The 21,329-nt window shown below is 71.8% G+C and carries 16 protein-coding genes; 4 read left to right on the top strand and 12 right to left on the bottom strand.

The features are described 5' to 3' along the window. Positions 1–44: 44 nt before the first annotated feature. From ACIRRU_RS21760 to ACIRRU_RS21745, 4 genes are all read right to left on the bottom strand, one after another. Positions 45–1,091 (bottom strand): ABC transporter permease, encoded by a 1,047-nt coding sequence (locus tag ACIRRU_RS21760; protein WP_403682993.1) that lies wholly within the window; start codon positions 1,089–1,091, stop codon positions 45–47. After that, positions 1,088–2,062 carry an ABC transporter permease gene (locus ACIRRU_RS21755; RefSeq protein WP_403682989.1) on the bottom strand — a complete coding sequence of 325 codons (975 nt, stop codon included), beginning with the start codon at positions 2,060–2,062 and terminating at the stop codon, positions 1,088–1,090. Before ACIRRU_RS21755 ends, ACIRRU_RS21760 begins: the two co-directional genes overlap by 4 nt. Then, the gene (locus ACIRRU_RS21750) at positions 2,059–3,804 is read right to left on the bottom strand and encodes a sugar ABC transporter ATP-binding protein (RefSeq protein WP_403682986.1); all 1,746 of its coding nucleotides are present in this window, start codon (positions 3,802–3,804) and stop codon (positions 2,059–2,061) included. Before ACIRRU_RS21750 ends, ACIRRU_RS21755 begins: the two co-directional genes overlap by 4 nt. Before the next feature lie 92 nt (positions 3,805–3,896). After that, positions 3,897–4,982 carry an ABC transporter substrate-binding protein gene (locus tag ACIRRU_RS21745; protein ID WP_403682983.1) on the bottom strand — a complete coding sequence of 362 codons (1,086 nt, stop codon included), beginning with the start codon at positions 4,980–4,982 and terminating at the stop codon, positions 3,897–3,899. A gap of 476 nt (positions 4,983–5,458) precedes the next feature. Between ACIRRU_RS21745 and ACIRRU_RS21740 the strand changes: the two genes are divergently transcribed. Together ACIRRU_RS21740 and ACIRRU_RS21735 are read left to right on the top strand one after the other, a co-directional pair. Beyond that, positions 5,459–7,903 carry an RICIN domain-containing protein gene (locus ACIRRU_RS21740; RefSeq protein WP_403682980.1) on the top strand — a complete coding sequence of 815 codons (2,445 nt, stop codon included), beginning with the start codon at positions 5,459–5,461 and terminating at the stop codon, positions 7,901–7,903. A gap of 70 nt (positions 7,904–7,973) precedes the next feature. Continuing rightward, positions 7,974–10,325, top strand: coding sequence for an AbfB domain-containing protein (locus ACIRRU_RS21735; RefSeq protein ID WP_403682977.1), 2,352 nt, complete (start codon positions 7,974–7,976; stop codon positions 10,323–10,325). A 92-nt stretch (positions 10,326–10,417) separates the two neighbouring features. Here ACIRRU_RS21735 and ACIRRU_RS21730 read toward each other — a convergent pair whose 3' ends face one another. Then, positions 10,418–12,073: an alpha/beta hydrolase gene (locus tag ACIRRU_RS21730; RefSeq protein WP_403682974.1), complete on the bottom strand. Its 1,656-nt coding sequence runs from the start codon at positions 12,071–12,073 to the stop codon at positions 10,418–10,420. A 226-nt stretch (positions 12,074–12,299) separates the two neighbouring features. Next, complete coding sequence (locus ACIRRU_RS21725; protein ID WP_403682971.1) at positions 12,300–15,671, bottom strand: LamG-like jellyroll fold domain-containing protein; 3,372 nt, start codon at positions 15,669–15,671, stop codon at positions 12,300–12,302. Between the two features lie 273 nt (positions 15,672–15,944). Here ACIRRU_RS21725 and ACIRRU_RS21720 point away from each other — a divergent pair, with 273 nt between their 5' ends. Next, complete coding sequence (locus ACIRRU_RS21720) at positions 15,945–16,361, top strand: ATP-binding protein (RefSeq protein WP_363203722.1); 417 nt, start codon at positions 15,945–15,947, stop codon at positions 16,359–16,361. A 253-nt stretch (positions 16,362–16,614) separates the two neighbouring features. On the opposite strand, the gene ACIRRU_RS21715 is transcribed toward ACIRRU_RS21720, so the two are convergent. From ACIRRU_RS21715 to ACIRRU_RS21700, 4 genes are all read right to left on the bottom strand, one after another. Then, positions 16,615–16,956, bottom strand: coding sequence for a YkvA family protein (locus ACIRRU_RS21715; RefSeq protein ID WP_403682967.1), 342 nt, complete (start codon positions 16,954–16,956; stop codon positions 16,615–16,617). A gap of 76 nt (positions 16,957–17,032) precedes the next feature. Next, complete coding sequence (locus ACIRRU_RS21710; protein WP_363203724.1) at positions 17,033–17,305, bottom strand: WhiB family transcriptional regulator; 273 nt, start codon at positions 17,303–17,305, stop codon at positions 17,033–17,035. 99 nt (positions 17,306–17,404) lie between these two features. Beyond that, complete coding sequence (locus tag ACIRRU_RS21705) at positions 17,405–18,511, bottom strand: PP2C family protein-serine/threonine phosphatase (protein WP_403682964.1); 1,107 nt, start codon at positions 18,509–18,511, stop codon at positions 17,405–17,407. 90 nt (positions 18,512–18,601) lie between these two features. Further along, complete coding sequence (locus ACIRRU_RS21700) at positions 18,602–19,435, bottom strand: helix-turn-helix transcriptional regulator (RefSeq protein WP_403682961.1); 834 nt, start codon at positions 19,433–19,435, stop codon at positions 18,602–18,604. Positions 19,436–19,603: 168 nt separating this feature from the next. Here ACIRRU_RS21700 and ACIRRU_RS21695 point away from each other — a divergent pair, with 168 nt between their 5' ends. Further along, a complete protein-coding gene (locus ACIRRU_RS21695; protein WP_403683216.1) occupies positions 19,604–20,014 on the top strand; it encodes an ATP-binding protein in 411 nt (136 codons plus the stop codon). Between the two features lie 29 nt (positions 20,015–20,043). Here the strand turns inward: ACIRRU_RS21695 and ACIRRU_RS21690 are convergent, their stop codons facing one another. Together ACIRRU_RS21690 and ACIRRU_RS21685 are read right to left on the bottom strand one after the other, a co-directional pair. Further along, the gene (locus ACIRRU_RS21690; RefSeq protein WP_403682958.1) at positions 20,044–20,754 is read right to left on the bottom strand and encodes a ribonuclease H; all 711 of its coding nucleotides are present in this window, start codon (positions 20,752–20,754) and stop codon (positions 20,044–20,046) included. Positions 20,755–20,955: 201 nt separating this feature from the next. Further along, entirely contained in the window at positions 20,956–21,243 is a 288-nt protein-coding gene (locus ACIRRU_RS21685; protein ID WP_403682955.1) for a hypothetical protein, read from the bottom strand. Positions 21,244–21,329: the final 86 nt, after the last annotated feature.

The following is a 21,329-nucleotide window of genomic DNA, read 5'->3' as shown; positions in this document are numbered from 1 at the left end:
TCCTCGTACTCGGTTCGGCTGTTCTTGCGTCCGGTCCGTCCGGTTCAGGTGGTTCTTCGGCTGCGCGCGAGGTAACGCTGCGCCACCACGACAACGATAAGGAAGCCGCCGCTGACCACCGACTGGTACGAGGAGTTGAGCGAGCCGATCTGGTTGATGAGGTTCTGGATCACGGCCAGCAGCAGGACGCCCCAGAGGGTGCCGCTGACCGAGCCCGCGCCGCCGATGAGGAGGGTGCCGCCGATGACGACCGCCGAGATCGCGTCCAGCTCCATGCCGACGCCGATGATGGTGACGCCGGAGGAGAGCCGGGCGGCGTTCAGCGCCCCGGCGAGTCCGGCGAGCAGCCCGCTGAGGGTGTAGACGAGGATCTTCGTACGGGCGACGGGCAGCCCCATGAGGGTGGCGGCGTCGCTGCTGCCGCCGACGGCGAACAGGGTCTGCCCGAACGAGGTGCGCTGAAGGAGCAGTCCGCCCGCTCCGAACAGGACGAGCGCGATGAGGATCGGATGGCCGAACCCCCAGACGCTGCCCTGGCCCAGCTCGGCGAAGGCGGAGTCCTTCGGCACCAGGTAGGTGGTGGCGCCCTCGTCGGTGAAGGCGAGGAGCATCCCGCGCGCCGCGAGGAGGGTGGCGAGGGTGACGATGAAGGGGGCCATGTTGGCGCGGGCGATGAGCAGCCCGTTCAGCAGCCCGATCGCACCGCAGACCACCAGGGGGACGAGCAGGGCGGCCAGGAAGCCCCACTGGGAGGCCCAGGCGGCGAGCACACCGCCGAGGGCGAAGACGGAGCCGACGGAGAGGTCGATGCCGCCGGTGATGATGACCAGGGTCATACCGAGGGCGACGATCGCGAGGAACGAGGCCTGGACGGTGACGCCCCGGGCGTTGTCGAGGCTGGCGAAGGTCGGGTAGACGAACGAGGCGATGAGGATCACGGTCAGCAGGACCGCGAGGACGCCCTGGCGCTGGAGCAGCTCGCCGATCCGCGATCCGGTGGAGCGCTCGGGGCGGGGTTCGGTGCGCGAGGGGGCGTTCTTGAGCGGCGCCGGCACCTGGGGGGCCGGGGCGGCGGGGGTGAGGTTCTTCATCGGGACCGACGCTCCCGGGCGATGTAGACGGCGGCGATGATGATGGCCGCCTGGGCGATCTGTGCGGTGGAGTCGGGCAGGTCGTGCTTGACGAGGGTGGCGCGCAGCAGCTGCATCAGCAGGGCGCCCGCGACGGTGCCGAGCACCCGGATGGAGCCGCCGTTCAGCGGGGTGCCGCCGACGACGACCGCGGTGATGGCGGAGAGTTCCATGAGGGTGCCGAGCGAGGACGGGTCGCTGGCGGTGAGCCGCGCGGTGGCGAGGATTCCGGCGAGCGCGGCCATGGTGCCGCAGAGGATGTAGACGCCGGTCAGGACCCGCCTGACGGGGAGTCCGGAGAGCCCGGCTGCGGCCCGGTTGCCGCCGATGGCGACGATCTGGCGGCCGAAGGTGGTGCGCTGTACCAGGAAGGCGACGGCCAGCGCGAGGACGCCCGCGATGAGCACGACCAGCGGGATGCCGAGGAAGGAGCCGGTGCCGAGCGCGAGGATGTCCGGGTTGACGATCTGCTTCAACTGGCCGTCGGCCATCACCAGGGCGAGTCCCCGGCCGCCGACGAACAGGGCCAGGGTCGCCACGATGGGTTGCAGCCCGACGAGGGAGACGAGCGTCCCGTTGATCGCGCCGACCACCGCCCCGGCGAGCAGGGCGATGAGGAGCGCGGGGATCAGTCCGTAGCCGAGGTAGAGCGGCAGCAGGGCGGCGGCGAGGGCCATGGTGGAGCCCACGGAGAGGTCGATGCCCTCGGTGCCGATGACCAGGGCCATGCCGAGCGCGACGATGACGATCGGGGCGACCTGGACGAGCTGGGTGCGCAGGTTGTCGGCCGTCATGAAGTGCTCGGTGAACAGCGCGTTGAACAGCAGCAGGGCGGCGACGGCCGCGTACACCCCGTACGTCTGGTACCAGGCGGGGTCGCGGAGCCGGGCGAGCGGCTTCGCGGGGCGGGGCAGGGTGGCCTGCGTGGTCATCGGGGGTCCTCCTGGCCGGCCGGGGTCTTCCCGCCGGGGACGGGCCTGTCGTCGGCGGGCGCGAAGCCGTGGGCCCGGCCGGCGTCCTCGGCCCCCGGAGCGGGCGCGGGCATGGAAGCGGACTCCGGAGCGGGGGCGGGCGCGGAAGCGGACTCCGGAGCGGGGGCGGGCGCGGGCGCCGCAGCGGGCGTGTGGTCGGCAAGCACTTCGAGGAGGCGGCTCTCCGCCACCTCGTCACCGGCGAGTTCACCGGCGACGGCCCCGCCGCGCAGCACGACGACGCGGTCCGCGCCCTCGATCAGCTCCTCGATGTCGGAGGAGATCAGCAGTACGGCCAGGCCCTCGCGGGCGAGGTCGTCGATGAGGCTCTGCACCTCGGCCTTGGCGCCGACGTCGATACCCCGGGTGGGCTCGTCGAGCAGCAGCACCTTGGGTTCCAGGCAGAGCCAGCGGGCGAGCAGCACCTTCTGCTGGTTGCCGCCGGAGAGTTCGCCGACCTTCTGTTCGGGGCTGGAGGCCTTGATCCGCAGCCGTTCCATGAAGACGCGGACGATCCGGTCCTGCTTCTCGCGGGAGACGATCCCGGCCCGGGAGAGCCGGGGCATCGCGGCGAGCACGATGTTCTCGCGGACGGAGAGCTGGGGGATGATCCCCTCGGCCTTGCGGTCCTCGGGGAGCATGCTGATGCCGGCGCGGATGGCGGCGGCCGGGGTGGGGCGGCCGAGCCGTTCGCCGTCGACGGTGATCTCGCCGCCGTCCAGGGGCAGTGCGCCGGTGAGCGCCTTGGCGGTCTCGCTGCGCCCGGAGCCCAGCAGCCCGCCGAGTCCCAGCACCTCACCCGCGTACAACTCGACGGATATGTCGTGCAGTTGGTGGCGGCGGTCGAGGCCGGTGGCGGTCAGGACGGGGGTACGGGCGACCGCGTGCCCGTCGTTGCCGAAGTGGGTGAGGCCCTCGCGGCGCACCTCGGCGAGGTCGCGGCCGAGCATCATCGACACGAGCCGCATCCGGTCCAGGTCCGCCAGGTCGCCGGTGTGGATGTGGCGGCCGTCGCGCAGGACGGTGACCCGGTCGCAGACGCGGTAGAGCTCGTCCATGCGGTGGCTGACGTAGAGGACGGCGATGCCCTGGCCGCGCAGGTTCTCGATGACCCGGAAGAGGGTCTCGACCTCGCGGGGCTCCAGGGAGGAGGTCGGTTCGTCCATGATGACGACCTGGGCCCGTACGGAGACGGCGCGGGCGAGCGCGACCATCTGCTGGGTGCCGATGCCCAGCGTGTGCAGGGGGCGCCCCGGGTCGACGCGGACGCCGAAACCGTCGAGGAGTTCGGCGGTCTCGCGGTTCATCCGGCCGAAGTCGATGAGACCGAAACGGTTCTTCGGCTCGCGTCCCAGGAAGATGTTGCGCGCCACGCTCATCAGCGGGACGAGGTTGACCTCCTGGTAGATGGTGGAGATCCCGGCCTGCTGCGCCTCGAAGGGGCGGGCGAAGCGGACGGGTGCGTCCGCGACCCGGATCTCGCCCTCGTCGCACTGGTAGACGCCGGTCAGCACCTTGATGAGGGTGGACTTCCCGGCCCCGTTCTCACCGACGAGCGCGTGGGTCTCCCCGGGGCGCAGGGAGAAGGAGACGTCGTCCAGGGCGACGACGCCGGGGAACCGCTTGCTGACCGAGCGGGCTTCGAGCACGGGGGCCTCGACGGCTCTCTCCGCGTGCCGGGGTGTCGCTTCGGTGGGTGCCATGAATCGTGGCCTTCCGGTGTTACGGGAGGGGGGCCGAGCCGCCGGACGCCCCGGGTGGGTTCGGGGCGTCGGCGGCCGGGCGTCCGGTGGGGTCAGTACGCGCCGCCGAGCGAGTCCTTCGCGTTGGCCTCGTCGTACTCCCGGTCGGTGATGATCACGTTCTCCGGGATCTCCTCACCGGCGTAGAACTTCTGCGCGGTGGCGAAGGCGAGGGGGCCGAAGCGGGGGTTGGACTCGATGACCGCGTTGTACTCGCCGTCGGCCACGGCCTGCACCGCGTTGCGGGTGCCGTCGACCGAGACGATCTTGACGTCCTTGCCGGGCTTCTTGCCCGCGGCCTTGATCGCGGTGAGGGCGCCGAGGCCCATCTCGTCGTTCTCCGCGTAGACGGCGGTGATGTCGGGCTTGGACTGGATGAGCTGCTCCATCACCTGCTGGCCCTTGTCGCGGGCGAACTCGCCGGTCTGCTGGGCGACGATCTCCAGGCCGGGGGCCTCGGCCTTGACCTGGTCGACGAAGCCCTTGGTCCGGTCGGTGGTGACGTTGTTGCCGGAGGCGCCGAGCAGGATGGCGACCTTGCCCTTACCGCCGGTGACCTTGATCATCGCGTCGGCGGCGCGCTTGCCCTGCTCGACGAAGTCGGAGCCGAGGAAGGCGACGTAGTCCTTGCAGGCGGTGGAGTTGACCTTGCGGTCGATGGTGAGGACGGGGACCTTCTTGGCGGCCGCCGCCTTCAACGCGGGCTCCAGACCGTCGGAGTTGAGCGGCGCGACGATGAGGAACTGGGCCCCCTGGGAGAGCATGTCCTGGATGTCGCTGATCTGCTTGGACAGCTGCGACTGGGCGTTGGTGGTGAGCAGCTTCTTGACGCCCACCTTCTTCGCCTCGTCCTTGATGGACTGGGTCTCGGCGATCCGGAAGGGGTTGGCCTCCTTCTCCGACTGGGAGAAGCCGACGACCGCGTCCTTGAGGTCCAGCTCGGGCGCTCCGTAGGTCTCCAGCGAGCAGCCCGAACCGGACGAGGATTCGGGGGACTTGGCCTCCTGGGCCGCCTGACTGCTGTCGCCGCCCGCGCTGTTGGAGGTCTCCGACTTGGCGCAGCCGGCGGCGGCCAGCGTGGCGGTGGCGGTGAGGAGGCAGGCCACGGCGAGGGTACGGGATCGACGCTGGATCATCATGCGCGGGACGCTCCTTGGCGGGTTGACGGCACGCCGGTCGACGGGCGGTCGGACATGCGGGACGAGACATCGGCAGCTCGATTTACAACGTTATATAGGCGGCGCGGCGCGGGCGGCAAGAGCGATGCCGATGCGTTTCCAAAATGTGTCGGCCCCCGGGAGCGAGGGCCGCGCGAACGCCGGCCGGTGTGTCGGCACAGCCTCTGCGCGAGGGCTGGACACCCGCCCGGCGCCGTGCTGTCATACCGCCGGACGCCTGATTTTCAACGTTGCAGAACGGGTGCCGTACGCCCGGCCGACCGCGCGACGGCGGCCTTCGCCCTGCGCCCCACCGCCCGACCGGCCGCCCCGCCGCACCCCCGCCGGACGGCCCGAGCACCACGCCCTGCACCAGGCCCGCGCACCGCGCCGCGCGGCCACCACCCCCACCGGGTCCGGCCGCAGTTCAGGCGGCGGGCTCAGAGCAGGAGCCACCGATGCCCCTGAACCGCAGGCAGCTCATCACCACCGCCGTGGCCACCGCCGTCGCCATGGGCGCGACCGGCCGCTGGGCGGCCGCCGTGACGCCGGACCGGCACCGGGCGGCCCCCGCGCCGGGCGGCCACTACTCCCCCAACGCCGCCCCGCTGCACCCGGTCGCGCTGCTGCGGCTGCCCCCGGGCGCGGTGCGGGCCCGGGGCTGGCTGGCCGGACAGCTCCAGCTCCAACTGGAGGGTCTGTGCGGCCGGTTCGAGGAGTTCTCTCACTTCCTGGACTTCGCGGCGACGGGCTGGGTCCGCCCGGAGAAGGGCGGCTGGGAGGAGGTCCCGTACTGGCTGCGCGGGTACGCCGACCTCGCGATCGTCACCGGGGACGCCGACGCCCTGGCGGCCACCCGCCGCTGGATGGACGCGATCCTCGCCACCGGGCAGAGCGACGGCTTCTTCGGCCCGACGGCCCTGCGCACCTCTCTGAACAACGGCCCGGACTTCTGGCCGTTCCTGCCGCTGATCCAGGCGCTGCGCTCCTGGCAGGAGTACAGCGGCGACACCCGGATCATCCCCTTCCTCAGCCGCTTCTTCCGCTACATGAACGCCCAGGGTCCGGGCGCCTTCGACAGCAGCTGGATCGCGCTGCGCTGGGGCGACGGCCTGGACAGCGTCATGTGGCTCTACAACCGCACCGGCGACGCGTTCCTCCTGGACCTCGTCGACAAGATCCACCGGTACGGGGCCGACTGGGGCGACAACCTGGTCAACCCGCACAACGTCAACATCGCCCAGGGCTTCAGGGAGCCCGCCCAGTTCGCCCTGCGCAGCGGCTCGGCCGCCGACACCCGGGACACCTACGGCACGTACGCCAAGGCCATGGACGCCTACGGCCAGTTCCCCGGCGGCGGGTTCGCCGGGGACGAGAACGCCCGGCCGGGCCACGGCGACCCGCGCCAGGGCTTCGAGACCTGCGGGATCGTCGAGTTCATGGCGAGCCACCAGCTGCTCACCCGGATCACCGGGGACCCGGTGTGGGCGGACCGCTGCGAGGAGCTGGCGTTCAACATGCTCCCCGCCTCCCTGGACCCGTCGGGCAAGGCGGTGCACTACATCACCTGTGCCAACAGCGTGGACCTGGACGACGAGCCCAAGCGGGAGAGGCAGTTCCAGAACCCCTTCGCGATGCTGGCCTTCCTGCCGGGCGTCGACCAGTACCGCTGCTGCCCGCACAACTACGGGATGGGCTGGCCCTACTTCACCGAGGAGCTGTGGGCGGCCACCCCGGACGGCGGGCTCGCCGCGGCGATGTACGCGCCGAGCGAGGTGACGGCGAAGGTCGCGGACGGCACGGAGGTGACGGTCACGGAGGAGACCGGCTACCCCTTCACGGACACGGTCGAGCTGACCCTGACCTCCCCGAAACCGCTGCGCTTCCCGCTGGTCCTGCGCGTCCCCGCCTGGTGCGCGGCTCCGGAGATCGAGGTCGACGGAGAGCGGGTGGACGCCCCCGCCGGGCCGGCCTTCACCCGGATCGAGCGGACCTGGTCCAGCGGCGACAAGGTGACCCTGCGGCTGCCGCAGCGCACCACCGTACGCACCTGGGCGCGGAACCACGGTTCCGTGAGCGTGGACCGCGGACCGCTGACGTACTCGCTGCGGATCGGTGAGGAGTACGAGCGCATCGGCGGCAGCGACGCCTTCCCGGAGTACGCGGTCCACGCCACCACCCCCTGGAACTACGGCCTCGTCCTGGACCCCGCCCGCCCGGCCGCGTCCCTGCGCCACCGGTCCACGGGCCGGGCCCCCGGCGACCACCCGTTCACGCTGGAGGGCACCCCGCTCACCCTCACCGCACGCGCCCGGCGTCTCCCGGAGTGGACGGCGGACGACGAGCACGTGGTCGCACCGCTCCAGCCGAGCCCGGCGCGCTCCACGGAACCGGTCGAGGAGGTCACGCTCGTCCCCATGGGCGCGGCTCGGCTGCGGATCACGTCCTTCCCGGTCGTCGCCCCGGACGCCGAGCCGTGGCGCGCGGACCGCTGGTACCGGATCGCGAACCGGCACTCCGGCAAGGTGCTCGCCGTGGACGGCATGTCGACGGCGAACAGCGCACACGTGGTCCAGTTCGGCGACACGGGCACCGCGGACCACCTGTGGCGGCTGGTGGCCAACGGGGACGGCTGGTACCGGATCCGCAACCAGCACTCCGGCAAGGTGCTGGGCGTCGACCTGATGTCCACCGCGAACAGCGCGCACGTCGTGCAGTTCGACGACAACGGCACCGACGACCACCTGTGGCAGCTCGTTCCCGACGCGGACGGCTGGTACCGGCTGCGCAACCGGAACTCGGACAAGGTGCTCGGCGTGGACGGGATGTCCACCGCCGACAGCGCCCATGTCGTGCAGTACGACGACAACGGCACGGACGACCACCTGTGGCGGCTGCTCTGAGCGCCCCTCCCCCCTACCGCTCCTGCGCGCTTCCCCGTCCCGTACGACCGTAGAAAGGGATGTTCCAGCCATGCGACCAGCACCCGCACCCCGCCGCCGCACCTGGTGGCGGAGATGGACGGCCACCACCGGCCTGCTCGCCCTGGTGGCCACCGCCCTCGTCGGGACCGGGACGGCCCCGGCCGCCGCCGCGCCCGCCGCCTGGGAACCGAAGCCCGCCCCCATGACGACGCCGTGGACCAACCAGGTCCCGGTGGACAAGCCGCTGCCGGAGTACCCGCGCCCGCAGCTCACCCGCCCGGACTGGACGAACCTCAACGGCATCTGGGACTTCGCGGTCACCGGCCGGGACGCCGGGCAGCCCGCGGCCTTCCCGGAGCAGATCCGCGTCCCGTTCGTCGCCGAGTCGGCGCTCTCCGGCATCCAGCGCCGGATCACCGAGAACGACAAGCTCTGGTACAAGCGGACCTTCACCGTCCCCGCGAACTGGAACAACCGCCGGGTCAAGCTGAACTTCGGGGCGTCCGACTGGCAGACCACGGTCTGGGTCAACGGGACCGAGGCCGGCACGCACAAGGGCGGATTCGACGCCTTCTCCTTCGACATCACCCCGCGGCTGAACGGCGGGACGAACACCGTCGTGGTCTCCGTGTACGACCCGAGCCAGACCGGCGGCCAGGCGGTCGGCAAGCAGCGCATCAACGACGTCAAGCCGCGTCCGGGCGGCGGGATCTTCTACACTGCGGCCTCCGGCATCTGGCAGACCGTCTGGCTGGAACCGGTGGCCTCCGCGCACATCACCCGCCTCGACATGACGCCGAACCTGGGCGACAGCACCCTGCGGGTGAAGGTCCAGTCGGCGGGCGCGGCGGGGCGCAGCGCCCGGATCACCGTCTCCAGCGGCGGCCGCGTGGTGGGCACGGCGACCGGCCCGGTGGGCGGTGAGATCACCGTGCCCGTGCCGAACCCGCGGCTGTGGAGCCCCGACGACCCGTTCCTGTACGACGTGAAGGCGGATCTTCTCGACGGTTCGGCCGTCACCGACAGCGTGGGCGGCTACACGGGCATGCGGTCGGTGGGGCTCAAGAAGGTCGACGGCATTCTGCGGCCGGTGGTCAACGGGCAGTTCGTGTTCCAGACCGGAACCCTGGACCAGGGCTACTGGCCGGACGGCATCTACACCGCGCCCAGCGACGAGGCGCTGAAGTACGACCTCCAGGCGCACAAGGACCTCGGCTTCAACATGGTCCGCAAGCACATCAAGGTCGAGCCGCAACGGTGGTTCTACTGGGCGGACCGGCTGGGGCTGCTGGTGTGGCAGGACATGCCGTCGATGGACACCGGCAAGGTCCCCGACGGCCCCGCGCGCACCCAGTGGGAGGCGGAGTACCGGGAGGTCATCGACGAGCACCTCAGCTCGCCCTCGGTGGTGATGTGGGTCAACCAGAACGAGGGCTGGGGCCAGTACGACCAGGCCAGGATCGCCGACGACGTCAAGAGGCGGGACCCCTCGCGCCTGGTCAACAACATGAGCGGGGTCAACTGCTGCGGCTCGGTCGACGGCGGCAACGGCGACGTGGTCGACAACCACATCTACGTCGGCCCCGGAAACACCGCCCCGACCGCGACCCGGGCCGCCGTGCTGGGCGAGTTCGGCGGGCTCGGCTACAAGGTGCCGGGACACGAGTGGTATCCGGGCGGCGGGTTCAGCTACGAGGACCAGCCGAGCATAGCCGCCCTCAACGACCGCTTCGTCGGGCTGCTGGACGCGATCCGGATCGGCCAGCTCCCCGCGGGTCTCTCCGCTTCGGTCTACACCGAGATCACGGACGTGGAGAACGAGGCGAACGGTCTGCTCACCTACGACCGGCAGGTGGTCAAGGTGGACACCGCGCGGGTGAAGGCCGCCAACGAGGCCCTGATCCGCGCCTCCCGCAATCCGGCTCCGCCCGTCGACCTGCCCACCGGGCAGTACCGCTCACTGCGGGTCACCACCCCCGGGCACACCACGAAGCACCTGCGCCACTACGACGGGCAGGCCTTCACCGAGGTGGTGGACAGCGGCAGTTCGGCGACGCTGAAGGCGGACGCCACGTGGAAGCTCGTCGAGGGGCTCGCCAACAGCAACTGCTACTCCTTCGAGTCCCGCAACTACCCCGGCCAGTTCCTGCGTCACCGGGACTTCCGGGTCCACCGGGACGCCAACGACAACTCCGCGCTTTTCAAGGCGGATGCGACGTGGTGCGCGGTCGCGGGCAACGGCGGGGTGCGGTTCACCAGCGCCAATCTGCCCGGCAGCTATCTGCGGCACATCGACGCACAGGTGTGGCTGGCGACGCCCGGCGGCGGGCGTCCGTTCGACAGTCCGGCCCTGTTCACCGAGGACACCACCTGGGCGGTGGACGCCCCCTGGGCTCCGTGAGCCGGCGCGGGTGACGGCCAGGGGCCCGGCAGCGGCGGAGACACTCATCCGCCGCTGCCGGGCCCCTCACCGTGCGGTGGGCGCCCAGGGGGTCAGAAGCGGTCCGGTGCGCGGTCGGGGACCGGGGAGCCGGGGAGCACGTCCGGCATCCGGTCCTTCCTGGCCTGCGCGTTCGCGTCGGGGGTCGCCGTGCAGGTCACGTCCTTCGCGGGCAGCTTCCCGGTGCCCAGGTAGCGGTTGACCGCGCCGTCCGTGCAGGCGTTGCCGCTGGGGTAGACGCCGTGGCCCTCGCCGCCGCGGACGGTGAGCATCCTGGACCCCTTGAGCTGGGCGTGCAGGGCCTGTCCACTGGGCAGCGGGGTCTGCGGGTCCCACTCGTTCTGCACGACCAGGGAGGGCGACCTGTTGTCGACCACGGTCGCCGGCTCGGCGGACTTCCCCCAGAACGCGCAGGGCTTGATGCTGGACGCGAAGTCCCCGTAGAGCGGGTAGCGGCCCTTGTCCTCGATGGCGTCGCGCCGGTAGCTCTCCGGGTCGCGGGACCACACGGCCGAGTTGTCGCCGCACACCACGGCCCAGAAGCTGGCCGTCATGTTGTCGGCGGGCGTCTCGGCGGCGAACCGTCCCCCTCCGGGCCGCTCGGGCCCGCCGGTCCCCCCGGCCTCGGTGATCCGGGCGGCCTTCCCCGCGGACGCGGGCTTGCCGTCGGCGGCCTTCTTCAGCTCGACGAACGCCTCCGTGGCGTACTGGGGGCTGAAGACCGCCCCGCGCATACCGCTGCGGATGTCGTCGCCGGTGGCCGGCTGCCCGTCCACCACGATGGGCTTCTCGTCCGCCCGCGCCACCAACTCCCAGAAGGTCCGGTCGACCTTCTTCGGGGTGTCGCCAAGACCGTACTTCCCGGCGCGGGCGGCGGCCCACGCGGTCCAACGGTCGAACGCGGGCTCCGCGCCCTCCGCCCACCACTGGATCATCCCGCGCCAGGCGCGCTGCGGATCGACGGCGCTGTCCAGCACGAACCGGTCGGCCCGGCCGGGGAAGAGCTGGGCGTAGACGGCACCGAGGTAGGTCCCGTAGGAGTAGCCGACGTAGGAGAGCTTCTTCTCGCCGAGGACGGCCCGCAGCAGGTCCATGTCGCGCGCGGTGTTACGGGTGGTGATGTGCGCGAGCCGGTCGCCGGTCTTCTTGCGGCACTTCTCCGCGACGGTACGCGCCCAGGCGACGTCCTTCGGGAACGTCTCCGCCTTGTACGGCCGCAGCCAGTTCTCCTCCTCCGGCTTCAGTCCGCAGGAGACGGGGCTGGAGCGGCCCACCCCGCGCGGGTCGAAGCCGATGAGGTCGTAGCTCCTGGACACGGACCCCGGCAGCTCCTGCCTCATCATCATCGGCATCCACAGCCCCTCGCCGCCGGGGCCGCCGGGGTTGGAGAGCAGGACGCCGCGCCGCTGGCCGGGCTCTGCGGTCCGGATCCGGGATATCGCCAGGTCGATCCGCTTGCCACCGGGCTTGCGGTAGTCCAGCGGGACCTCGATGGTGGCGCACTGGTACTCCGCCGGACTGTCGGCGTCGCACCGCTTCCACCGCGGCTTCTGCTTCGCGTACCGCTCCAGGACTCCGGTCGCGGCGGGGGTGGAGACGGCCGCGGCGCCGGCGGCCGGGGCCGCGGTGGCCGTCGGGGCGGCGAGCGCCGGGGCGAGGGCCGCCGTCACACTGACGGCCACCAGGGGCGCGAGACGTCGTCTGCGCACGATGTCGATCCTTCCGGTCGCGTGTTCGGACAGGAAGGATCTTGTCGAAGCTGTGCGGGTCTGCCCATCCGTCCCGGGGCCCCACCTCCGGTACATCTCGGGAGGGACACCAACGGACGGGAATGGTCCGTTGGTCGGAGAACCATTCCCGTCCGGCGGGGGTCCGCTCCGCCTTCGGCGCGCCCGGGTCCGCGGGGCGCGCCGAAGGTGGTTCACAGGGGTGCCGCTACGGCTTCGCGCGGTGCAGCGCGGCCACCTCCTCGGCGGTCAGGGCCTTGTCGAACACCGCCACCTGGTCGACGGAGCCGGGCCAGAAGTCCGTCTCCGCTCCGTCGTAGCGGGCCCGGCCCACCGAGAGGGGGCCGGTGCTCACGTCGGCCGGTCCGGCCTCGGTGGTGGCGGCCGGCTCGCCGTCCACGTACAGGGTGATCTCCCCGCCCTTGCGGACGCCGGCCAGGTGGTACCAGCGGCCGGTCTCCGGTGCGGCCTCCAGCCGGGCGCGCTTGCCGCCCGGGGTGGAGAAGGCGAACGCGCCCTGCCCGTACTGGAGGTAGAAGGGGTTCTCGGTCCGCCGTCCGTCCTGGCTGAGCACGGTGGCGTAGTTGCCGGGCAGGGTGTCCAGCGAGGCCCACGCGGAGACGGTGTAGTCCTTGGTGGTGTCCACGACCGGACCGGTGGTCTGCGCGTGCTGTCCCTTGCCGTCGAACTTCAGCGCCGAGCCGGTGACGCCGGGCGCCCAGGAGGTGCCGCCCTTCAGCGCGAGGTGGGCCTTGTTGGGGCCGCTGTCGCGGGCCGTGGTGCCCTTGTTCTCGTCGAGCGACCAGGAGCCGCCGCCCTTCAGTTCGTCCCGCTCACCGGCGTTGGCCCCGGCGGCGATCACCTGGCGGTTGATCTCCCGGACCGGCTTCGGGTCGACCTTGATCTCGCGCCGGTCGTACGTCCAGAGCCCGTTGAGCTCGTTCTCCAGGTCGCTGACCTGGGTGTAGACGGAGCCGGACAGTTCGGCCCCGGCGGCGGCGAGATAGTACGTGCGGGTGTTGTCGACGTACTTCGCGGTGAGAGCGGCCTTGTCCGCGACCCCGGAGTAGATGTTGGCGGGGGCTCCGGGCCACATGTGCCCGGGGGTGCGGAGGGTGAAGCCGCCGTGCTCGCCGTCCATCGCGGCGCGGTGGTCGGGGAACGGCGGGTCGTTGTTCACGTAGTCGTGGTGGTCGATGATCTCGCCCTTGCCGGAGTCACCCTTGGAGTTGCAGCAGTTGACCCCGGAGTGCGCGTTGACCACACGGGAGGGGTCCAGCTCCTTGACGTCCTCGGCGATCTTGCCGGTCTCGGTGCGGTCCCACTCGCCCCAGCCCTCGTTGAAGACGATCCAGCCGCCGATCGAGGGGGAGTTGTGGAACTGCTTCATCATCTCCTTCCCCTGGGTGAGGAAGGCGTTCTGCCCGGTCTCGTTGTCGATGTCACCGGAGACGAAGTCCTGCCACACCAGCAGCCCGAGCCGGTCGGCGTGGTAGTACCAGCGCGGCGACTCGACCTTGATGTGCTTGCGTACGGAGTTGTAGCCGAGATCCTTCTGCGCCTTCAGGTCGAAGGTGAGCGCCGCGTCGCTGGGCTGGGTGTGCAGCCCGTCGGGCCAGAAGCCCTGGTCGAGCATGGCCAGGGAGAAGAACGGCTTCCCGTTCAGGACGAGCTTCTGGTAGCCGCCGACCTTGGCGACCTTCAGCTGGCGCATCCCGAAGTAGCTCTCGACGCTGTCCTTGGAGCGGCCGTCGGTGAGGGAGACGTCGAGGTCGTAGAGGTAGGGGTCGTCGGGCGACCACAGGCGGGGGTTCTTGAGCTTGAGGCTCAGCTCGCGGTTGGCCGGACCGCTGACCGTGCCGACGGCCTTGCCGTTGCGGTCGCGGGCCACGGCGGTGATCCGCGCGCCGTCGGAGGCCTTCGCGGAGTTGACGGTGACCGCGAGGCGGCCGGTGTCGATGTCGGGGGTGGTGGTCAGGGAGTCGATGGCCGCGGGGGCGACCGGCTCCATCCACACGGTCTGCCAGATGCCGGAGGACGGGGTGTAGAAGATGCCGCCGGGGTTGGTGGACTGCTTGCCCTTGGGCTGGTTCGGGCCGGTCGTGTCGGAGACGGCGACGACGATCTCCTGCGGCCCGGTGCCCTTGAGCGCGTCGGTGATGTCGGCGCTGAACCCGGTGTACCCGCCGGTGTGTTCGGCGACCTTGGTGCCGTTGACCCAGACGGTGGACCGGTAGTCGACGGCGTCGAAGTTGAGCTTCAGCCGCTTGTTCCGGGCCGATGTGCCCTTGCCGGGCGCGCTCTTGCCGACCGACCAGTTCTTCGGCACGGTCACGAGCTTGCGGTAGAACATGTGGTCCTCGTCGCGCTCCAGCCCGGAGAGCTGGGACTCGACGGGGAACGGGACGATGATCTTCTCGTCGAGCTTCTTGCCGAAGACCGGGCGCTCGCCCTCGGTGGCCCCGGCGAACTCCCAGGGTCCGTTGAGGTTCTTCCACTGGTCGCGGACCTGCTGCGGGCGGGGGTACTCGGGCAGCGGGTTGCGGGTGTCCAGCTTGTCGCCCCACGTGGTGGTGAGCCGCTCGGTGGAGAGGTTCTTGGCGGTGCGGCCGATCTCCGGGACCGTCTCGCCGCCGGACTTCAGCCCGCCCTTGCCGTCGTAGCCGAACTTGACCCGCTGGTCCTTCAGGACGGGGGCGGCGAGGTCGATGACCAGGGCGCGGGGGTTGTTCGCGGCCCGGTTCACCGCCTTGACCGGCATCGGGGAGGTGTCGACCTCGATCTTGAGGTGGTCCTTCACCTTCCGGTAGTCCGCGACCCGGTCGGTGAAGGTGGCCTGGAGCCGCCTGCCGTTCTTCGCGACGCTCAGGGCGACGGGGTAGACCTCGAAGTCGGCGGGCGGGGTGAACGCGGACTCGGGCACGATCTGCTTCTCGACCGAGTCGCTCTGCCAGCGCAGGAACATGCTGGCGCCGCCGGTGTCCTGGAACATCTCCAGCTTGAACTCGTGCTTCTCGCCCGCCTTCAGGGCGATCGGCTCGCTGTGCTGCTCGTTGTCCCAGTCCGGCTGCCAGTGGTCGATGACGACGTCACCGTCGAGGAAGAGCCGGAAGCCGTTGTCACCGACGGCGGAGAAGGTGTACTCGCCGGTCTCGGGAGCCTCGATCTGTCCGGTCCAACGGGCCGTGGTGTGCTCGGTCTTGCCCGTCGCCGACTCGAACGTGCCGGTGAGTCCGGGGAAGTTGATGTCCGGGTCCAGCGTCGTGGCGCCCAGTTCGGCGAAGTCACGGGCGCCCGGGGCGGACATGCTGAAGTACTCGCCCTTCAGCCCGCGGACATCGGTGACGGGGTCCTTCGCCGAGAAGGCGTTCACGGCGGCTTCGGCCGGAGCGGCGGGTACGGCGGGTGCGGCGGCGGCCGTCGGGACCAGCGTGGCGCCGACCGGTATCAGCAGCGCCGCAGCACAGGTCAGGGCCCTGAACAGGGCACGGGGGCGCGGGTGTTGTCGTCTCAAGGCGTCGTCCTCGTCGAAGAGCCGGAGGTGCCTCGCACCAATGAGGCACTGCACATAGTCGAACATTGAGCCACAACACCAAACACGGCACAACGGTCGTGCACACAGAATTTTCAACGATAGAAAAAGGGCTGGAAAACCTGCCGCTCAGGGGCTCGGGCGGCTGCCCCCGGGGACCAGCGCGGGCGCTCCGCGCGCGCCGGACCGACGGTTGCCCCCGGCCTCGTACGGGCACTTCTCACGCACTCGCGGGGCTCCCTGAGACCCCGGACGCTGAAACGCGGCTTCGGGGGTATCCGAAACTCCAGACCAGAAAGCTCAAGCGACGGGGTGGACACGATGACCGACCGCATCCTGATGACGCTCTCACCGGGCGGCGTGACCCGGACCGACTACGTCTGCCGGCCCGAGCGGGCCGCCGACGCGCGGGACGCCGTCAGCAGCTTCGTCGCGCGGCTGAGCCCCGCACCGGCGACGGACGTGGTCCAGAACCTGCTCCTGCTCGTGTCCGAGCTGGTCACCAATGCCGTGCGGCACGCCGGGGCCGTCACCGCTCTGCGGCTCACCGCCGACGACGCGGGCGTCCACGTCCGGATCGCCGACCCCAGCCCGGCACTCCCCCAGGAGCGCACGCCGGACCTGACCGGCCGGTCCGGCGGCTTCGGCTGGCCGATGGTCAACCGCCTGGCGCGCGAGGTCCGGGTCCGCGAGGCGACGGACGGTGGGAAGGTCATCGTGGCGACCGTGCCGCACTGAGAATCGGCGCCGACGTGTCGGGGGTGCCCCCGGTCCCCGACACGTCGGCGTACGCATCACAGGCGCCTGCCGGGAATGTGTGTTCCCGGCAGGCGCCTGGCGTTCGTTCGGTGGTGGCCGGACAGGTCCGACGGTCTCGCGCGGTTGTCCTAAGCCTCATCGTCATGCTCGGCGTGACCCACCGCCCGAGGGCTTGCCGTGGTCCACGACCCAACGGCCCTTCAGGAACGGACACCGCGGTTCGGACGCCGGTTCAGACACCGCCCAGGGACTTCATGCCCGTCCGGGTGTCCGCCGCCGGGCGGTCGGCCCGCTTGCCCGGCCGCACCCCGGCGGCCGCGGCGGCCGAGTGCAGGGAGCGCAGGGCGACCAGCAGGAGTCCGATGTCATCGAGGTAGACGGGGTCCGGCAGCAGGTCGACGGGCGACACCGTGTAGATCACGGCCGCCCAGACGAGCGCCTTGCTGCGCAGCGGGACCCCGGCGTCCATCAGCAGTTTCCTGGCCTTGAACACACGCACCAGGAGGACGACGGCCAGCGCCAGGGTGATCAGCGCGGCCACGGCGGCGACAACGAGCCAAGCGGTGGTGTCCATGGCTCATCGTCTACCCAGTTTCCGGCCGCCCCGCTCCCCGGAACGCCCGCCGTTTCTCCGTCAGGCCGTGGGGCGGTCAGGCCGCCCGGTCCGCCCGCGCCTCGGCACGACGGCGGCTGCGGCGCTTGAGCGCGCGCCGCTCGGTCTCGGACAGGCCGCCCCAGACACCCGCGTCCTGACCGTTCTCCAGCGCCCACTCCAGACAGGCGGCGCGCACGGGGCAGGTGTGGCAGACGGCCTTGGCCTCCTCGGTCTGGACCACGGCGGGACCGGTGCTCCCGATGGGGAAGAACAGGTCCGGGTCCTCCTCACGGCAGGCCGCGTGCAGACGCCAGTTCTCCGAGCTCATCAACTCTGCTCACTCCCGATGTCGGTGCGTTGGGGTTCGTTCGTCCAGGTCTTTTCCGTTCTTCCGTCCGGGTGACCGACGATCGGCTCCTCTAAACACCTATGGGGGCGATGCGTCGAACAAGGGCCGGTGCAGGGCCAGGAGGGCTTGGTCGTCCTGGACGCGACCGCCGGTGTGCCGCTCCACGTCCTCGACCAGGAGGTGAAGGATCTGCGCCGGGGTGGCCGGGTCCCCGACCAGGGCACGGTGCCGCACCAGGTGGGGCAGGCGTTCGGCGGCGTCGTAGAAGGTCCCGGCCTCGTCGCGGGCCTCGGTGACGCCGTCGGTGTAGCAGACGAGGGTGGCGCCGGGCGGGAAGCGGTACGTGTCGACCGGCGAGTTCCAGGCGCCCAGGGCGCTCATGCCGAGCGGGGGCGACTCCTCGGAGGGCGCCAGGACGGTGGCCCGGCCCTCGGCGTCCAGCAGCAGCGGTGGCGGGTGGCCCCGGTTGACGACCCGTACGGTGTCCAGGCCGGTGGCGAACTCGGCGATCAGCGCCGTCGTGAACCCCTCCTCCTGCTCCTGGCCGCCGCGCCGCCCGCCCTCGCGCAGCAGCGCCCGCTCCAGCGACGCCACCAGGCTGGGCAGGTCCTCCGCCTCGTCCGCGGCGTACCGGAAGGCGCCCAGGTCCGCGCAGACCGCGCTCACCGCTCCCAGGCCCTTGCCGCGTACGTCCCCGACCATCACGCGCACCCCGTGCGGGGTGTCCTGGACGACGTAGAGGTCGCCGCCGATCATCGCCTCGTCCTCGGCGGGTACGTAGCGGGCCGCGATGCTGAGCAGTCCGAGCCGTGAGGGGGGCCTGGGCAGGACGGCGCTCTGGGCCACGGCGGCGACCTGCCGGGCACGCCGGGTCCGGGCGGTCTGGCCCTCCAGGGCGCGGTTGATGAGGACGGCCAGCACCGTTACGGCCAGAAGGGTGAGCTGGTTGGCGAGGCCCCGGTGCCAGCCGAAGGTTCCGTCGATCCAGGCAAGGCACGCGTGGACGGCCATGGAGAGGGTGCCGATCACGATGATGCCGGGCAGCCGCAGCAGCGGGGCGGCGGCCACCGGAGCGGCTATCAGCAGCGGTGCGGAGGTGACATTGGTCGGGGTGGCCACGTCCAGCACGACGGCCAGCACGATGACCCCCACCGGGATCCACTGGGCCCTGCGCAGCTCCACCACTCCCCCACGCTGTACGGGGCCGGGGGACGGCGCATCCCGGGACGGGCCGGGCGGGGCCCCCGGGCCGGTCCCCGGACGCCCCGGTACGTCTCATCGCGGCAGCGGAGTCCCGGGCCCGGGCGCGGCGGCGCACGCGGCGTCCAGCCGGGCGCGATGGGCGGTCACGGCTTCGGGGTCGTCGACGAGGTCGACCCGGACGCCCGGGGTCTCCAGGACCGCCTGGTCCCCGATCTCGGGCGCGGGCACCCGGAGCAGATGCAGGGGCGGTACGCCGGTCAGAGGGTGCGGCGGGTGGTCCAGGGGCACCACCTGGACGGTGACGTGCTGCTCCCCCATCGCCTCCTCCAGCGCGGCCCGCTGCCCGGCCATGGTGTCCGGGCCGCCCACCCGGGTGTGCAGGGCGGCCGCGGGGAACAGGGCCCACAGGGCGGCCCCCCGCTCGCTCATCCTGCGACGGCGCTCGCCCAGCAGCTCGACGCGGCGCCCCAGCCGGGCCGGGGAGTCGTCGGGGTACTGGGTGCGGTAGAGCGCGGCGGCGTACGCGGGGGTGCGCAGCAGCTCCGGGACGAGCGCGGGGTGCCAGGTCCGCACGAGGCTCGCCGAGGTCTCCATGCCGATGATCTCCTGCTGCCAGCCCTCCAGGACGTCCCGTCCGCGGTGCCACCAGCCCGGCAGGTTCGCGGCACTGATACCGGCCATGATCGGCCCGGCCACGGCGTCCGCGACTCCGTAGCAGCCCAGCAGCTCGGCGACCTGCCGGGCGTCGAGCCCGGTCTCGGCCCGTTCGATGCGCCGGACCGTGGCGGGGTGGGCGTCGATCGCCTCGGCGGCGACGGCGAGGCTGACCCCGGCGCGCTCCCGCAGCAGACGCAGCCGGACCGCCAGGACGCGGTGCTCCACGGTGGGGCCGGAGCGGGCTCGCATGCGGAAACCTTCCTTGTCGAGCCCCGAAACGGAGCACTACACACTCTGTCGGTTGCAAAGTACGCGTTTTACGTCGAGAGTGCATACATGTCGGAAATAGCCATATGCGCGGAACGCGCCCCCGACCCCGGAGGCGGCCGAGGTGCGCACAGCTGGTGGGTGCCCCGCTTGCCCCGGGGGGTGCCGGAGGCCCGGCACCGGGTGCAGGAGGCGATGCGGGCCTGGGGAGAGCCGGCGGACCGCGTCGAGGCGGCCGCGCTCATCGTGACGGAACTGGTCACCAACGCCGTACAGCACACCGGCACCCGGCGGATCCGCTGCCGTCTCCTGCGCGTCGCCGGAGGGGTCCGCATCTGCGTGTGGAACCGCGGCAAGGGCCGTATCCCGTCCCCCGCCCGCCCCGACGACTCGGCGGAGCTGCTGAGAGGCCCGGCCCCGGAGACCGGCGGCGACGGGGCCGACGATCCGTCCGGGTGCCTGCCCGAGGACGGCAGGGGGCTGCTGCTCGTCGACGCCCTGGCGACCCGCTGGGGAACGCGCGCCGCACTGGCGGGCCGCCTCGTCTGGGCCGATCTCTGATCTCGCCCGTACGCCGACGCCGAGCGGCCTCAGGCAGAGGCCGTACGGCACTCCGGGTGGCCCCAGCCGTTCGGGTTCTTCGCGATCGGGTCCTTCGCCGCGTACGGCTTTCCGCAGTGGCACCGGCCCGCGAACCGCGCCGCGATCGTGCCGGAGGGCCGACCGGAGCGGGCCGTGCCGCCCGACGCGCTCCGCTCACCCGTCCTGGCCTTGGCCGACCGCGCCGGAGCCTTCGCCGACCGTGCGGGAGCGGGCACCGGCAGGGCGCTCGCGCCGTGCGCCGTACCGGCCGCCCGCTGGGCTACCGCCGCTTCGCTCGCGGCCTGGTCGGCGATGGCGTTCAGCGGGTCGCCGTCCACCTGGTGCGCGGGGACGTAGCGGAAGGTCACCGAGCGCTCGCCGAGCAGCGCGTCGATCCGGGTGACCAGCTCCCGGTTGGCGACGGGCTTGCCGCCCGACGTCTTCCAGCCGTTGCGCTTCCAGCCCGGCAGCCACTTGGTCACGGCGTTCATCGCGTACTGCGAGTCCATCCGCACCTCGACCCGCGCCGCGGGGTCCACGCTCTCCAGCAGTTCGGCCAGCGCGGTCAGCTCGGCCACGTTGTTCGTGGCGGTGCCCAGCGGCCCCGCCTCCCAGCGCACGGGCTCGCCCGCCGCGTCGGCGACGACCCAGGCCCAGGCGGCCGGTCCGGGATTTCCCTTCGACGCCCCGTCACACGCGGCGATGATGCTCTCGTTCATCCCCCGATCATGCCAGCCCCCCAGGACCGCCCCGCCAGGCCGTGATCCTCTCCGCGCGATGAACGCCCGGCGCGGGTCGAGGTGATGAGCGCGCTGGTCGGCTTCGAGCGGGTCTTCGAGTTCCTGAGCCTCAGGCCGTCGATCGAGGAGGAGCCGGACGCCCTCCGGGGCCCGGTCCCGGTGGAACCCGGGTGGGCGGTATCAGTACGTGCGGGGGCGGCCGGTGACCACTCGGTCGGCGGTGCGGAGCCGGCGCAGCGCGTGGGCACCGCACCGGCGCCACTCCCCCGGGGAGACGCGTGGCCGGTGCCCGCCCCCGGTGACCAGCGCGTTCACCGACGTCATCGGGTCCGCCGCCATGCTCTTGGCCAACAGGACGCCCACCGCCAGCGGGAGCAGGGTGACGGCGAGGGCGGTGCCCGCGGTGGTGACGTGCTGGATACGGGGGCGGCGCGGAGCTTCGGAGGGAACGCGGGCGTCGGAGGTCATACCGGCGATCGAACTACGGGCCGGGGGCCGGAGTATCGGGGCGGGTACTCACGGGTGAGGGCACGGCATACTCAGGCGCCCGCGGG

Source organism: Streptomyces sp. NPDC101181 (assembly GCF_044767975.1).
GTDB lineage: Bacteria > Actinomycetota > Actinomycetes > Streptomycetales > Streptomycetaceae > Streptomyces.
The sequence above is the reverse complement of the archived record's forward strand: the minus strand, read 5'-3'. Positions and strand labels throughout refer to the sequence as shown.